This is a genomic window from Lentzea xerophila (genome assembly GCF_051094245.1).
GTDB classification, from domain to species: domain Bacteria; phylum Actinomycetota; class Actinomycetes; order Mycobacteriales; family Pseudonocardiaceae; genus Lentzea; species Lentzea xerophila.
Genome location: NZ_CP194934.1, coordinates 1,766,792 through 1,781,258 on the forward strand (window position 1 = coordinate 1,766,792; position 14,467 = coordinate 1,781,258).

General features: G+C 71.7%; 13 protein-coding genes. 11 read left to right on the forward strand and 2 right to left on the reverse strand.

Annotated features, from left to right (window positions below; genetic code table 11):
- The first annotated feature begins 5 nt into the window (after positions 1 to 5).
- Genes ACRSBM_RS08730 through ACRSBM_RS08760 form a run of 7 tightly spaced genes read left to right on the forward strand, consistent with a single transcriptional unit; the run spans position 6 to position 7,370 of the window.
- On the forward strand, positions 6 to 359 hold the full coding sequence (locus tag ACRSBM_RS08730; RefSeq protein ID WP_434441642.1) for a hypothetical protein: 354 nt from the start codon (positions 6 to 8) through the stop codon (positions 357 to 359).
- Positions 356 to 1,630 carry an MFS transporter gene (locus ACRSBM_RS08735; protein ID WP_434441645.1) on the forward strand — a complete coding sequence of 425 codons (1,275 nt, stop codon included), beginning with the start codon at positions 356 to 358 and terminating at the stop codon, positions 1,628 to 1,630. Before ACRSBM_RS08730 ends, ACRSBM_RS08735 begins: the two co-directional genes overlap by 4 nt.
- Positions 1,612 to 2,808 (forward strand): CaiB/BaiF CoA transferase family protein, encoded by a 1,197-nt coding sequence (locus tag ACRSBM_RS08740; RefSeq protein WP_434441646.1) that lies wholly within the window; start codon positions 1,612 to 1,614, stop codon positions 2,806 to 2,808. Before ACRSBM_RS08735 ends, ACRSBM_RS08740 begins: the two co-directional genes overlap by 19 nt.
- Positions 2,805 to 3,668 carry a cyclase family protein gene (locus tag ACRSBM_RS08745; RefSeq protein WP_434441649.1) on the forward strand — a complete coding sequence of 288 codons (864 nt, stop codon included), beginning with the start codon at positions 2,805 to 2,807 and terminating at the stop codon, positions 3,666 to 3,668. Before ACRSBM_RS08740 ends, ACRSBM_RS08745 begins: the two co-directional genes overlap by 4 nt.
- Positions 3,665 to 5,080 carry an MmgE/PrpD family protein gene (locus ACRSBM_RS08750; protein WP_434441652.1) on the forward strand — a complete coding sequence of 472 codons (1,416 nt, stop codon included), beginning with the start codon at positions 3,665 to 3,667 and terminating at the stop codon, positions 5,078 to 5,080. The genes ACRSBM_RS08745 and ACRSBM_RS08750 overlap by 4 nt, the downstream gene beginning before the upstream one ends.
- Before the next feature lie 14 nt (positions 5,081 to 5,094).
- The gene (locus ACRSBM_RS08755; RefSeq protein ID WP_434441655.1) at positions 5,095 to 6,558 is read left to right on the forward strand and encodes a dihydroorotase; all 1,464 of its coding nucleotides are present in this window, start codon (positions 5,095 to 5,097) and stop codon (positions 6,556 to 6,558) included.
- Complete coding sequence (locus ACRSBM_RS08760) at positions 6,555 to 7,370, forward strand: HpcH/HpaI aldolase/citrate lyase family protein (RefSeq protein WP_434441658.1); 816 nt, start codon at positions 6,555 to 6,557, stop codon at positions 7,368 to 7,370. The genes ACRSBM_RS08755 and ACRSBM_RS08760 overlap by 4 nt, the downstream gene beginning before the upstream one ends.
- Positions 7,371 to 7,378: 8 nt before the next feature.
- Here ACRSBM_RS08760 and ACRSBM_RS08765 read toward each other — a convergent pair whose 3' ends face one another.
- Entirely contained in the window at positions 7,379 to 8,722 is a 1,344-nt protein-coding gene (locus ACRSBM_RS08765) for an erythromycin esterase family protein (RefSeq protein WP_434441661.1), read from the reverse strand.
- A gap of 117 nt (positions 8,723 to 8,839) precedes the next feature.
- On the opposite strand from ACRSBM_RS08765, the gene ACRSBM_RS08770 reads away from it, so the two are divergent.
- From ACRSBM_RS08770 to ACRSBM_RS08780, 3 genes are read left to right on the forward strand one after another with little or no spacing between them, the layout of a single operon-like run.
- Positions 8,840 to 9,313: an SPW repeat domain-containing protein gene (locus tag ACRSBM_RS08770; protein WP_434441664.1), complete on the forward strand. Its 474-nt coding sequence runs from the start codon at positions 8,840 to 8,842 to the stop codon at positions 9,311 to 9,313.
- Positions 9,314 to 9,359: 46 nt separating this feature from the next.
- A complete protein-coding gene (locus tag ACRSBM_RS08775) occupies positions 9,360 to 11,696 on the forward strand; it encodes a phosphoketolase family protein (RefSeq protein ID WP_434441666.1) in 2,337 nt (778 codons plus the stop codon).
- Complete coding sequence (locus ACRSBM_RS08780; protein WP_434441668.1) at positions 11,693 to 12,805, forward strand: acetate/propionate family kinase; 1,113 nt, start codon at positions 11,693 to 11,695, stop codon at positions 12,803 to 12,805. Before ACRSBM_RS08775 ends, ACRSBM_RS08780 begins: the two co-directional genes overlap by 4 nt.
- Here the strand turns inward: ACRSBM_RS08780 and ACRSBM_RS08785 are convergent.
- A complete protein-coding gene (locus tag ACRSBM_RS08785) occupies positions 12,802 to 13,368 on the reverse strand; it encodes a TetR/AcrR family transcriptional regulator (RefSeq protein WP_434441671.1) in 567 nt (188 codons plus the stop codon). The genes ACRSBM_RS08780 and ACRSBM_RS08785 overlap by 4 nt on opposite strands.
- A 113-nt stretch (positions 13,369 to 13,481) precedes the next feature.
- Here ACRSBM_RS08785 and ACRSBM_RS08790 point away from each other — a divergent pair, with 113 nt between their 5' ends.
- Entirely contained in the window at positions 13,482 to 14,414 is a 933-nt protein-coding gene (locus ACRSBM_RS08790; RefSeq protein ID WP_434441674.1) for an NADP-dependent oxidoreductase, read from the forward strand.
- Positions 14,415 to 14,467 lie beyond the last annotated feature (53 nt).

The following is a 14,467-nucleotide window of genomic DNA, read 5'->3' on the forward strand; positions in this document are numbered from 1 at the left end:
CCCGTATGGCTCGCAAGCTCGTACTGCTCACCTACAACATCAAGCCCGGCGTGCCGCTGGAGGAGTACGCCGAGTACACCCGCACCGTCGACTACCCGGTGTTCCGGCAGAACCCCGGCATCCAGAACTACGCGAACTACGTGGTGCGCCAGAACGCCCGCGGCGAGGAGTGGTTCAAGCACTTCGACCTGATGTTCGTCGACGACCTCGACGCCTTCCACGCCGAGGGCAAGCTGCACCACGGCGACCCGGCCGTGCTCGAGCACGCGGCGGGCTGGCGGGAGAAGTGGGGCAGCGACCCGGCCACCGGGTGGCGCACCGACGTGAACATCACCTACGCCGACGAGATCTGGGGGTGAAGCCGCCCCGGGACGGCCCGGTCGTCGTGCTGGCCGTCCTGGTGGGCGCCGGCTACATGTTCCCGATCTACCTCACCGGCGCGCTCAGTGTGGAGATCCGGGCCGACCTCGGGCTGAGCGCCACCCGGTTCGGCGCGGTGGTGTCGGTGTTCTTCGCCCTGGGTGGCGTGCTCATGCCCTTCGGCGGGCGCATCGTCGACCGGATCGGCGCGGCGACGGCGGTGCGGCTGTCGGTGGCGGCCGCGGCTGCCTGCCTGGCCGCGGCCGCGGCGTTCGGGAGCACCGTCACCGGCCTCGTCGTGGCTCTGGCCGTCGGCGGGCTCGGTACGGCGGTGGCGGGCCCGGTGGGCGGGATGCTCATCGCCCGCGGCGTCGGTCCCGCGGCGGCCCCGCGGGCGTTCGCGCTGGAACGCTCGTCCATCCCGGCCGCCACCCTGCTCGCCGGGCTCGCGGTGCCGACACTGGCCGCCGTCCTGCACTGGCGGGCGGTGTTCCTGTGCTCCGCGGTCGCGGTGGCGCTCGTCGCGCTCGTTCCCGTTCCACCGTTGTCCCGCCCACGGCGTCAAGCAGGTGGGGGAGCACTGCGGCCGATCGGTCCGTTGCTGGGGATGACCGGCGTGTTCTTCCTCGGGTCGGCGGCGGCGACCGCGATGAGCGCGTTCCTGGTCGGCTACGGCGTCGCGTCGGGGACCGCGGCCGGTGTGGCCGGAGTGGCGCTGGCGACGGCCAGCGCGGCCACCATCGGCGTCCGGCTCGTGCTCGGGTTCACCGCCACCGGCCGTCCGCCAGGGCAGCGTGCGCTGGCCGCCCTGCTCCTGGTGGGAGCGGCCGGGTTCGGTGTGCTGGCGCTGCCGTCGCCGGTCGCGTTCTGGGGCGGCGCGGTGCTCGCGGCCGGAGCCGGCTGGGGATGGACCGGCATCGCGGGGCACGCGGTGGTGACCGCGCACGCGAACGCGCCGGGAGCGGCCACCGCCGTGATCCAGGCGGGTGGCTGCATCGGCGGCGTGGCCGGTCCGCTGGTGATGGGCGTGCTGACCGACAGCGGCTCGTACACCGCCGGACTGCTGTCACTGGCCGGGTTCCTGGTGCTGGCCGCACTCACCGCCGGGCTCAACCGGGGCATCTGGGCGCGCTCAGCGTCACAGCACCCGGCCACCGGGATGGTTGACCGCGCACACATCGGCAACCTAACCTCTGAGCGGAACAGCGTTCGCCTGAACGGAACGACTGAGGGCGAAGAAAAGGGGGCTCCATGTCCGACGGACCGCTGACCGGGGTGCGGGTGCTCGACGTCTCGACGATCCTCGCCGGCCCGCTCTGCTGCAGGCTTCTCGGCGACCACGGTGCCGACGTCATCAAGATCGAGCACCCCGAGTTCGGTGACGGGATGCGCGGACACGGCGCGCAGAAGGACGGCGTTTCGTTGTGGTGGAAGGAGATCTCCCGCAACAAGCGCCACCTCGGGCTCAAGCTGTCCACATCGGACGGTGCGGCGCTGCTGCTGAGGCTCGCCGCGCAGGCCGACGTCCTGGTCGAGAACTTCCGTCCCGGCACGCTGGAGCGCTGGGGCATCGGGCCCGAGCGGCTGCACGAGGTCAACCCCGGCCTGGTGATCGTCCGCGTCACCGGCTTCGGGCAGACCGGCCCGTACGCGGGCCGGGCGGGCTTCGGCACGCTCGCCGAGGCGATGAGCGGCTTCGCCCACCTCACCGGGGAGCCCGACGGCCCGCCCACGCTGCCCGCGTTCGGCCTCGCCGACAGCATCTGCGGCATCGCGGCGGCCTCCGCCGTGGCCATGGCGTTGTTCGCCCGCGACCGCAACGGCGGCAGGGGCGAGGTCATCGACATCAACCTGCTCGAACCGATCATGACCGCCGTCGGCCCCGGCCCGATGTTCTACCAGCAGCTGGGGATCATCGGTCAGCGGCACGGCAACCGTTCCACCAACAACGCCCCGCGCAACACCTACCGCACCAAGGACGGCCGCTGGGTCGCCATCTCCACCAGCGCCCAGCGCATCGCCGAGCGCGTGCTGGAGCTGGTCGGCCATCCCGAGGTGATCGGCGAGCCGTGGTTCGCCAGCGGGCACGGTCGCGCCGCGCACGCCGACCTGCTCGACGACCACGTCGGCGGCTGGATCGCCGAACGGACCGAGGCGGAGGTCAGCGCCGCGTTCGCCGAGGCGGGTGCGGCCGTCGCCCCCGTTTACACGGCGCGCGACCTGGTCGAGGACGAGCACGTCCGGCAGACCGGGATGCTCACCGTCGCTCCCGACGACGACTTCGGCGATCTGTTGATGCACAACGTGATGTGGCGGGCGGCGGCAGCACCCGGCCGCGTCCGGTTCACCGGCCGCTCCCTCGGAGCCGACACCGACGAGATCCTCTCGGACCTGGGCGTCGACGCCGCCGAAGCCGCCCGGCTGCGCGCCGAGAAGGTGGTCGCGTGACCACCGCCCAGACGACCAGAAGGACTTCCATGACACCGACCGCGACCACCGCGGCGCTGATCGATGCCGTAGCGAGCGGCCTCGTCGTGCATGACCTGGGCAGGCCGCTCACCGTGGGCATGGCCCAGTCGCCCAACCACCCGCCGTACTGGCACGCGTTGCCGCGCAGGCATGGTGACGCCGTTCGTGCCGACGGTGGTTCGGCGGCCAACGACATCATCACGATGGGCACCCATGTCGGCACCCACGTCGACGCCTTCGCCCATGTGTCGCACAACGGCAAGCTGTTCGACGGCTCCGACGCCGCCGAGGCCGGCCGCGGCGGGCGCTTCGTCGAACTGGGGGCGCACACCATCGCGCCGATGGTCCGCCGCGGTGTGCTGCTGGACGTGCCCGCCGCCCTCGGTGAGCCGGCCGGCCTCCCGCCCGGCTACGAGATCACGCCGGACGACCTCGCCACCGCCGAGCGAACCCAGGGCACCGACGTGCGCGTGGGGGACGTGGTGCTGGTGCGCAGCGGCTGGGGACGGCACTTCGACGACCGCACCCTCTACCAGGGACAGGAGTCCGGGGTGCCCGGAGTGGGCGCGGCCGGGGCGACCTGGCTCGCCGACCGGGGCGCGCACGCCGCGGGTGCCGACACCATCGCCTTCGAGTGCCTGCCGCCGGGCAGCGGTCACAGCGTGCTGCCCGCGCACCGCGTGCTGCTGGTCGAGCGCGGTGTCTACATCATCGAGACCCTCGACCTGGAAGGCGTGGCCGCCGCCGGCGTGCACGAGTTCCTGTTCGTGCTCTCGCCGCTGAAGCTGTTCGGCGCGACCGGTTCCCCGGTGCGCCCGCTCGCGGTGGTGGGCGCATGAGCACGCTCGCGCAGCAGCTGGCCTCCTTCGCCGCCGGCGCGATGAAGGACGGTGTTCCCGACGAGGTCTCCGTGGCCGTACGGCGGCGGGTGCTCGACGTGCTGGGGCTGTGCGTGGCCGCCCATCGGCTGCCGACCAGCGCCGCCGCCGCCGACCACGTCGCCGACCAGGGCGGGCGCCCGGAGGCCACCGCGATCGGCCTGAGCCAGCAGGTGCCCGCGGCCGCGGCGGCGTTCGTCAACGGCGTGCTCGCGCACTCGCTGGACTACGACGACACGCACCTGCCTTCGGTTCTGCATCCCAGCGCCAGCGTGGTGCCCGCCGCGCTGGCGGCCGGGCAGGCCGTGGGCGCGCACGGCCGCGACGTCGTCAGCGCCATCGCCGTCGGGCTCGAGGTGACCGTCCGGCTCGGAATGGCGGGCTATGACCGCGAGCTGGGCAACTCGGTGTTCTTCGAGCACGGCCAGCACGCCACGTCGATCTGCGGTGCGATGGGCTCGGCCGCGGCCGCCGCCCTGCTGTACGGGCTGGGGGAGCAGGGCGTGCTGGACGCGCTCGGCGTCGCCGCGTCGTTCGCGGGCGGGGTGATCGAGGCCAACCGGACCGGGGGCACGGTCAAGCGGCTGCACTGCGGCTGGGCGGCGCAGTCCGGGGTCAGCGCCGCACAACTGGTGCGGCGCGGCTTCACCGGTCCGCCGACCGTGCTGGAGGGCCGGTTCGGCTTCTTCCAGTCGTTCCTGCGCGGTCAGGCCGACCTGGCAGCCGTCACCGCCGGGCTCGGCGAAGACTGGGCCGCGCCCGGCATCTTCTTCAAGCCCTATCCGGCCAACCACTTCGTGCACACCGCGATCGACGCGGGCCTGCGGCTGCGCGCGGACGGCGCGCCAGCCGACCCCGGCCGGATCGCGTCGATCGAGCTGCGCGTGCCCTCCGCGGTCATCCGGACCGTCGGCGAGCCGATCGAGGTCAAGCGCGCCCCGGCCACCGGTTACCAGGCGCAGTTCAGCGGGCCGTACGCGGTGGCGACCGGCTTGCTCGGCGGGTCGGGGCTGGGTGCGGGGCTGGAGGACTTCACCGACGAGCTGGCCGCCGACCCGGCCCGCCGGGCGATCATGGCCAAGGTCGACGTCGTACCGGACGCCGCCTGCGACGCGATCTTCCCCCGCCAGTTCCCCGCCACCGTCGTGCTGCGCGACGTGGACGGCCGTGAGTGGCGGGCCGAGGTGACCGCCAACCGGGGCGGCCCGCAGCGCCCACTCAGCGACGCCGAGCTGGGAGTCAAGTTCTCCGACAACATCAGGGGACGCCTGAGCGCCGGGACCGCCGAGACCGTGCGCGTCGCCGCGCTCTCGCTCGACACGCTGACCGACGTCAGCGCTCTGCTGCGTCCCCTCGCCGCATTCACCGTCTGACAGGAGCGACCGCGATGGCACTCGACCTGCTAGTCACCAACGTCCGCGTGGTCCGCCACGACCGCCCGGAAGCCGAGCGCGCCGACATCGGTGTGGTGGACGGCCGCATCGTGCGGGTCGCTCCCGGCATCGACCCGGCCGAGGCCACGACCGTCGTGGACGGCGGAGGCAAACTCGCCTTCCCCGGCGTCGTGGACGCCCACCAGCACTGGGGCATCTACAACCCCCTCGACGTCGACGCGGGCACCGAGAGCCGCGCCTGCGCGCAGGGCGGCGTCACCACCGCGCTGAACTACATCCGCACCGGCCAGTACTACATGAACCGGGGTGGCGACTACTCCGAGGTGTTCCCGGAGATCCTCGCGGCGACCGCCGGCCGGTCCTATGTGGACTACGCCTACCACCTGGCGCCGATGTCCAAGAGCCACCTCAAGGAAATCCCGCAGCTGGTCACCGAGCACGGCGTGACCTCGTTCAAGGTGTTCATGTTCTACGGCAGCCACGGTCTGCACGGCCGCAGCGCCGACCAGAGCAAGTTCCTGATGATCCCCGAGGACGAGCGCTACGACGTCGCCCACTTCGAGTTCGTCATGCGCGCCGTGCAAGCCGTGCGCGAGCAGCACCCGGAGCTGGCCGACGAGATCTCCCTGTCACTGCACTGCGAGACCGCCGAGATCATGACCGCCTACACCAAGATGGTGGAGGAGGAAGGAAAACTCACCGGCCTGGCCGCCTACAGCGCCTCGCGCCCGCAGCACTCCGAGGGCCTCGCGGTGTCCGTCGCCTCCTACCTGGCGCACGAGACCGGGCTGCCCACCATCAACCTGCTGCACCTGAGCTCGGCCAAGGCGATGGACGCCGCACTGCGCATGGCCAAGGCGTTCCCGCACATCCGGTTCCGCCGCGAGGTCACCGTCGGGCACCTGCTCGCCGACATCGACACCGCCTCCGGAATCGGCGCGAAGGTCAACCCGCCGATCCGCCCGCGCGCCGACGTCGAGGCGCTGTGGGAGCACGTGCTGGCCGGCGAGGTCGACTGGGTCGTCTCCGACCACGCGTGCTGCCGCGACGAGCAGAAGTTCGGCGACCCGCGCGACAACGTGTTCCTGGCCAAGTCCGGCTTCGGTGGCGCCGAGTACCTGTTGCCCGGCATGGTGACCGAGGGCGTCAAGCGAGGCCTGTCGCTGGGCGACGTCGCCAAACTGACCTCGTGGAACCCGGCCACCCGCTACGGCCTGCGCACCAAGGGCGCGATCGGGGTCGGCTTCGACGCCGACTTCTGCCTGGTGGACCCGAACACCACGTGGACGGTGCGCGCGGCGGACTCGGAGTCCACCCAGGAGTACACGCCGTTCGAGGGCTTCGAACTGACCGCCGCCGTCACCGACACCTTCGTGCGCGGCCACAGGGTCCTGGAAGCGGGCAAGGTCGTCGGCGAGCCCGTCGGCCAGTACCTGAAGCGGCCCACCGGCGCATGATCCCGCGCAGCTACCTGTACGTGCCCGGCGACCAGCCCGCCAAGCTGGCCAAGGCCGCCGGGCGCGGCGCGGACGCGCTCATCGTCGACCTGGAGGACGCGGTCGCCCGCCAGGCCAAGAACGCCGCCCGCCGGACCGCCGCCGCCTACCTCGGCGGCGGCGGTCAGGCCTGGGTCCGGATCAACGCCGACGCCCTCGCCGCCGACATCACCGCCGTCGCCGGCACGGCGGGCCTCGCCGGACTCGTCGTGCCCAAGGCGGAACCCGGCCTGCTGGAGGAGGTCGACAGGTTGCTGGGCAAGCGATCCGTCCCGGTGGTGGCACTGCTCGAGACCGCGCGGGGCATCCGCCACCTCGACGCCGTCGCCACCGCCCCCAGGGTCGTCCGGCTGGGCATCGGCGAAGCCGATCTGGCCGCCGACCTGGGCCTGCGTCCCGACGCCCAGCGCACCGAGATGTGGCCGCTGCGCTCAGCGGTCGTGGTGGCCTCCTCCGCGGCCGGGCTCCGCGCGCCGATCGGACCGGTGGAGACAGTCGTCGCCGACACCGACCGGCTGCGGACGGGAACGGAACTCCTGCTCCGCCAAGGCTTCCGCGCCCGCACAGCGCTCACCCCGGCGCAGCTTCCGATCATCAACGCGGTGTTCACCCCGTCGGAGGAGGAGATCACCGCCGCCCGGCGCGTCGTGTCACTGCTGGAGCAGGCGGGCTCCGGGGTCGCGGTGGACGAGCACGGCCACTTCGTCGACGCCGCCGTGGCTCGCTCCGCGCACGAGGTGCTCGACCGGACAGGCTTCCCGGCCCGGCCGTAGTCCGCCGGTCAGACCCCGCTGGGGAAGGTCTCCGGCTCCAGGGCGTCGATGTGACGGGGGTGCAGCGGATGCAGCGCGCGGGTCTCCCCGGCCCAGAGGAAGGCGTCGTAGCGGCCGCCGAGCACGGTGGGCAGGTAGTTGCGCAGGCGATCCTGTCCGGGGTCGTACACGACGCCGATGGCGCGGTGGGGGAGTTCGGCGGTGAGCAGGTCAGGACGGTCGTCGGTCGGGAAGACCATCAGCGCCCGCTCGGGTGCGCCTGCGTGCAGCGCTTGTTCGAGCGAGCCGGGCCGCGCGGCTGGTACGGGCATCTGACGCATCGGCGCGCCCCACGAGCTTCCGGCGATGACCGTGCCGTGGTGAGTGCCGAAACCGACCAGCACCACCTGGTCCTCGCCGTAGCGCTCACGGGCGAGCTGGCCGGCCGTGACCGTGCCGGACGCCGCCATGCTGGTGGCCCTGGCATCGCCGACATGGCTGTTGTGGGCCCAGACCACTGCCTTGGAGCCGGTGCCGTAGTGGGACAGCAGCCGGTGCAGCGTCTCGTCCATGTGGCGGTCGCGGATGTTCCAGGACTCCGGCCCGCCGGCCATCATCGCCCGGTAGTACCGCTCGGCTCCGGCGACGATCTCGGCGTTCTGCCACGCCCCGAAGGTGCCGGCGTCCTCGGTCGCGGCGCGTTCCCGTAGCCGCACCAGGAGGTCGACCACCTCGTTCTCACAACTGGCCGGGATCAACCGGGTGGCCATCGCATAGTCCCGCACGCTTTCGCCGTACGGCTCGAAGCAGCGGTAGGCCGCCAACGCCGCAGGCACCTCGGCCGGGTCGTGCTCGCGGAGGTGAACCATGACCTCGCGCAGCGACTCCCACAGCGAGTACACGTCCAAACCGTGAAACCCCACCCGTTCTTCTTCGCCGAGTGCGGTGTTGTGAGCACGCAGCCAGCGGGTGAAGTCGAGCACCTCCTCGTTGGCCCACATCCACGTCGGCCACAGGTCGAACGTCAGCAGCGCGCCGCGCGGGTCCTCGGGCGCGGTGGGGGAGCAGCGCACCGCGCGGTTCACCCGGTCGCAGTCCGGCCAGTCACCCTCGACGGCGACGAACGAGAAGCCCTTGCCGGTGATCAGCCGCTGGGTGAGGGTGGCGCGCCACCAGTAGAACTCGTGCGTGCCGTGGCTGGCCTCACCGATCATGACCACGCGCGCGTCCCCGATGCGGTCGAGCAGCACATCGAGGTCGCCAGGGTCGGTCAACGGCGCGCAGAGCGCCGCGATCTCGTCCGCGAAGCGGTGGCTCACCGGTTCCGGATCCAGTGCGGCAGGAGCAGCACGATCCCGCTGATGGCTGCTCATCAGGGCTTCCTCCGTCAGCTGCTGTCGACCCGCCGGAGTACCCGCTTCGACGACCGGCAAACGGACCCGCAGTTCAGCGGAGCGGTCGAACTCGCTGTGCGTGGGTACCCACCCAAGATGAACGCGCGAAACAAGCGACTTGCGGCAGGAGCCGGCGAGGCACCGCGCCCGTCGTCGGTGGTCGAGCGCAGCGGAGCCGTCGCGAGCGTGCCGAGCGGCCTGAACGTCCTCGCGGGCATCTGGCTGATGGTCGCCGCGACCATGTTCGACTACCGCACCATCGGTGCGGGCCTCGACGGGCGCTGGATCGACCTGGCGGTCGGGTTCGCCATCGTGGTGGTGGCACTGACGCGCGCCATCGCGCCGCGGGCGGTCGCCAGGATCGGCTGGGGGATCAACGTCCTGCTCGGCACGTGGCTGATCATCGCGCCACTGCTGCTCGGTCACGGCGGCGGGTCGGTCGTGGTCAACGACATCGTGGTCGGTGCGGTCGTGGTCGTGCTGACGTGTCTCAGCCTGGCTCTCACGAAGAAGGCGCGGCCGGACCTGAACCTGGACCGGCAACCAGGAGACTCGGCCCGTTTCCAGTGATCTGACCGGCGGTGGTAGGCCTGCTGTTTCGCGGGTATCCGGACGCATGACGACCACGCAGATCCGCGACACCGAGGCCGTCCACCGTTACCGCCGGGCCTGCGACTACGCGGCCGTGGCGATGATCTACCTCAAGGACAACGTGTTGCTGCGTGAGCCGTTGCGCCGCGAGCACCTGAAGCCCAGGTTGCTGGGCCACTGGGGCACGTGTCCCGGCATCACGCTGCTCTACAGCGGTCTCAACGGCCTGGTGCGGCGAACCGGGCAGCGCACGTTGCTGGTCACCGGTCCTGGCCACGGCGCACCGGCGGTGCACGCGAACCTGTGGCTGGAGGGCACGCACGCCGCGCTGGATCCGGCTCTGGGCCTGGACGAGGCGGGCCTGGCCGAGCTGGTGCGCCGGTTCTCCTGGCCGGGCGGCTTCCCGAGCCACCTCTCGCCCGAGGTGCCCGGAGTGATCCACGAAGGTGGCGAGCTGGGCTACGCGCTGGCCACCGCGTTCGGCGCGGCCCTGGACAAGCCGGATCTGCTCGTCGCCTGCCTGGTCGGCGACGGCGAAGCCGAGACCGGCCCCACCGCGGGGTCGTGGCACGCCAACAAGTACCTGAGCCCTCGCACCGACGGCGCCGTGCTGCCCGTGTTGCACCTCAACGGTTACAAGATCTCATCGCCCACCATCTACGGCTGCATGAGCGACGAGGAACTGACCGCGTACTTCAGCGGTGCGGGCTGGTCGCCGTATCTGGTCGACGTCACCGCCGCGGACGATCCGGACGCGCTGCTGGCCGAGACCCTCGACCTGGCCCACCGGGAGATCGAGGCGGTGCGTGAACGGTGGCAGCCCGGTGAGCGCGCCGTCTGGCCCATGATCGTGCTGCGCTCGCCCAAGGGCTGGGGCGTGCCGGCACGTGACGCCGCCGGCGAGCCGCTGGAGGGCACCTTTCGCGCCCATCAGGTGCCGCTGGGCGACGTGCACGAGGACGACGCGGAGTTCGCGCTGCTGGAACGGTGGTTGCGGTCGTACCGGCCCGAGGAGCTGTTCGACACGGACGGCCGCCCGCACGACGACCTGCTCGCCGATCTGCCACCGGAGGACCTGCGGCTCGGGCGGGTGCCCGAGGCCAACGGCGGCAGGCTGCGGCGTGACCTACCGCTGCCCGACGTGGCGCGGTTCGCGGTGGACGTGCCCGAACCGGGTGCCGCGTCGGCGAGCCCGACCGGGACGGCGGGCGAGTGGCTGGCCGGCCTGATGCGGGCCACCGAGGACCGCCGGGACTTCCGCGTGATGTGCCCCGATGAGCTGGAGTCGAACAAGCTCGGTGCACTGCTGGAGGTGACCGGCCGGACGTTCACCTGGCCGCTGCCGGACACCGCTGAGCACATCGCGCCGGGTGGACGGGTGATGGAGGTGCTGTCCGAGCATCTGTGCCAGGGCTGGCTGCAGGGGTACCTGCTGACCGGGCGGCACGGCCTGTTCCCGTGCTACGAGGCGTTCGCCTCCATCGCGGACAGCATGCTCAACCAGTACGCCAAGTTCCTCAAGATGTCCGGTGAAGTGCCGTGGCGTGCGCCGGTGGCCAGCCTGAACTACCTGCTCACCAGCGAGGGCTGGCGGCAGGAGCACAACGGCTACAGCCACCAGGGCCCCGGCTTCCTGAACAACCTGCTCACGAAGAAGGCGTCCACCGCGCGGATCTACCTCCCGCCGGACGCCAACACCCTGCTGGTCACCCTGCGTCGCTGCCTCGCCTCCACCGACCGGATCAATCTGGTGGTCGCGGGCAAGAACGCGGGCGCGCAGTGGCTCGGCCTCGACGCCGCCGAACGGCACTGCGAGGCAGGCGCGAGCGTCTGGGACTGGGCCTGCCACGGCGACGGCGACCCGGACGTCGTGCTCGCCTGTGCGGGCGGCATCCCGACCGTCGAGGTGCTGGCGGCGGCCGCGATGCTGCGCGAGCACGCGCCGGGCCTGTCCGTCCGCGTCGTCAACGTGGTGGACCTGCTGTCCCTGGCACCGGCGTCGCGGCATCCGCACGGCCTGCCCGACGAGGACTTCGCCGCCTGCTTCGGCGAGCGGACGCCGGTCGTGTTCGGCTTCCACGGCTACCCCTCCGCGGCGCACGAGACCCTCCACGGCAGGCCTGCCACCGAACGGTTCCACGTGCACGGCTACCTGGAGGAAGGCACCACGACCACACCGTTCGACCTCCTGGTGAGCAACCGCATGAGCAGGCACGACCTCGCCGTCGAGGCACTGCGCCGCACCGGCCACGATCCCGCTCTCGCCGACCGGCTGACCGAGGAGCGCGACGCGCTGCGTGCCGCCGCCCACCGCGACGGCGCCGACCCACAGGAGATCACCGGCTGGCGGTGGTCGGCGTGAGCACCGTCCTCACCGTCAACGCGGGCTCCAACAGCCTCAAGGCACACCTGGTCGACGCGGCCGCGGAGGAGGTGATCGCCTCCGCCGAGGTGGAGCAGCGGCCGGACTCGGACGAGGCCCGGCAGGCGCTGGACGACCTGCTGGACCAGGCGGGCGAGGTGAGCGCGGTGGGCCACCGCCTGGTTCACGGCGGCCCGGACCTGCGCGCGGCGACCGTGGTGGACGACAACTCCCTGGCCGCCGCCCAGCGCGCCGGGGACCTGGCGCCGTTGCACGTGCCACCGGCACTCGCGCTGCTGGAGGTGTTGCGCGAACGGCTGGCCGGCGTTCCGCACGTGCTGTGCCCGGACACCGCGTTCCACAGCGGCCTGCCGGAAGTCGCCGCCACCTACCCGTTGCCCGCCGAGTGGCGAAAGCGCTACGGCCTGCGCCGTTACGGGTTCCACGGCCTGTCCTACCGGTGGGCACTCGACCGCACCGCCGAGCTTCTGCGCCGGCCCGCGGCGGAACTGAGCGTGCTGATGACTCATCTGGGCGGCGGCTGTTCGGTGTGCGCGGTCCGCGACGGACGCAGCGCCGACACCTCCATGGGCTTCACGCCGCTCGAGGGGGTGCCCATGTCGAAACGGTCCGGCAGCGTCGATCCCGGCATGCTGCTGTGGCTGCTCCGCCAGAACCACCTCGACCTCGACGCCGTCGAGCACGGCCTCAACAAGGAGTCCGGGCTCCTCGGCCTGTCCGGCGGCCTGTCCGGGGACACCCGCGACCTCGTGGCCGCCGCCGGGGAAGGGAACACGACGGCGGCCCTGGCGTTGCAGGTCTTCGCCCACCGCGTCCGCCGCGAGCTCGCGGCCGCGGCCACCTCGCTCGACCGGCTCGACGCGCTGGTGTTCACCGGCGAGATCGGCTGGGACCAGCCAGAGGTGCGCGCCGACGTCGTGGCGGGCCTGTCGTTGCTCGGCGTCTCCGGCGACCTCGCCGACCCGCCCGACGACGACGGGCGGATCAGCCGCGCCGGCGTGCCGGTACTCGTGGTGCGCCCGCGCGAGGAGCTGCAGCTGTGCCGGGACACCATGGCGGTGATCAGCTCCGATGTCGCCTCCGTCTAGCGCCAGAGCACGGATGCTTCCACTTCGGCGACCACCTGCCGGGCGATGACGCTGAAGTCACCGTCGGTCGTCCGGCTCCAGCGCTCGTAGGCGATCGCGGACGCGACCGTGCCGAGTTGCGCGGCCACGCGGGCGGTCAGCTCGGGAACGCCGCGTCGTGTGAGGGCGTCCACCATGGCCCTGCCCAGGCGTTCGGTCTTCAGCGCCTCGCGTTCCGCGAGCTCGGCGTTGGCCGCGATCACCGCCTGCCGCCGGATGACGAACTCGCGGCGGGCGGAGGTGTAGATCTCCCTGCCGGCGATGTCCAGCGCGCAGGTCACCGCTTCCAGCGGACTGGCTGTCGCCGGTGCCGTGGCGATCGCGTCCATCAGCAGCTCGTCGATCGAACCTCCGCCGAAAAGGACTTCGCGTTTGTCCTGGAAGTGCCGGAAGAAGGTGGTCTTCCCGAGCCCTGCGCGCTGCGCGATGTCTATCACGGTCGTGTTCTCGTAGCCGCGCTCGGAGAACAGGTCGAGGGCGGCCTGGGCGAGCCGTTCTGCTGCGTTCGGTTTCCAGCGGGCCATGGGCAGAGTCTAACGGGACTTGGTTCCGTCACTCGTGGTACGGTGATGGAACCAAGTTCCGTCACGCAGTGTTGCCGGGCCGCTTGGGGAGATTCCAGCTGAAGGGAACGCCGATGAAGCGAATCCAGTACCACGGCTACGGCGGGCCGGAAGTCATGCGGCTCGAAGACTTCGAGCCGGCACCTCCCGGCGCCGGCGAGGTCCTCGTCCGTGTCCGCGCGGCCGCGGCCAACCCGATGGACTTCGGAATCCGGGCCGGCGGCATGAAAACGGTGACAGGCCGCCGCTTCCCGCGCGCGATGGGCTACGACTTCGCGGGCGTCGTCGAGGCAGTCGGTGCCGGCGTCACCCGGTTGCGCGTGGGTGACGAGGTGCTCGGTGGGACACCGCTGAAGTCCGGCGGCGCGTTCGCCGACGTGGCCCTTGCCGAGGAGAAGGGCGTAGTGCACAAGCCCGGGAACCTCTCGTTCTCCGACGCCGCCGCGCTCCCGACAGTCGGGCTCACCGCTCTGCAGGCTCTGGTCAGAAAAGGAGAACTGCGACCCGGTCACGCCGTGTTCGTGCACAGCTGCCTCGGCGGGGTAGGCCGCGCCGCCGTCCAGATCGCTCGGGCGCACAAGGCTTCGGTCGCGGGCAGCTGTCGCGATACCGCCAAGGCGGAAGCTCAAGAGCTCGGTGTGGCCCCGGTCGTCGGTTTCGACGTCGACCCCACGCCGTTTCGGGAACGGTTCGACGTCATCCTCGACGCCGCCGGCACACTCCCGCTTAAGACCGCGCGAACGATGCTCAAACGCGGCGGCCGCATCGTCAGCATCCATCCCACCCCGTCGAACCTCGCACGAAGCGTTCTGCCAGGGCCCTACCGCGTCGTCATCGCCCAGGCGATCACCGAAGACCTCGAAGAGGTCGCACGAGCCGCGGGCCAAGGAACACTGCGCCTGCCGATCGCCCGCACCGTCCCGCTCTCGCAAGCCATCCCGGCCCTCACCGAACTCGAACAGAACCGCATCGGCAAGCGCGGAAAGCTGATCATCACGCCGGAGTGACCGGCCGTGGTGAGCCGGATCCGTGCCGCCCGGCATGTCGGAAACCCGTCTCC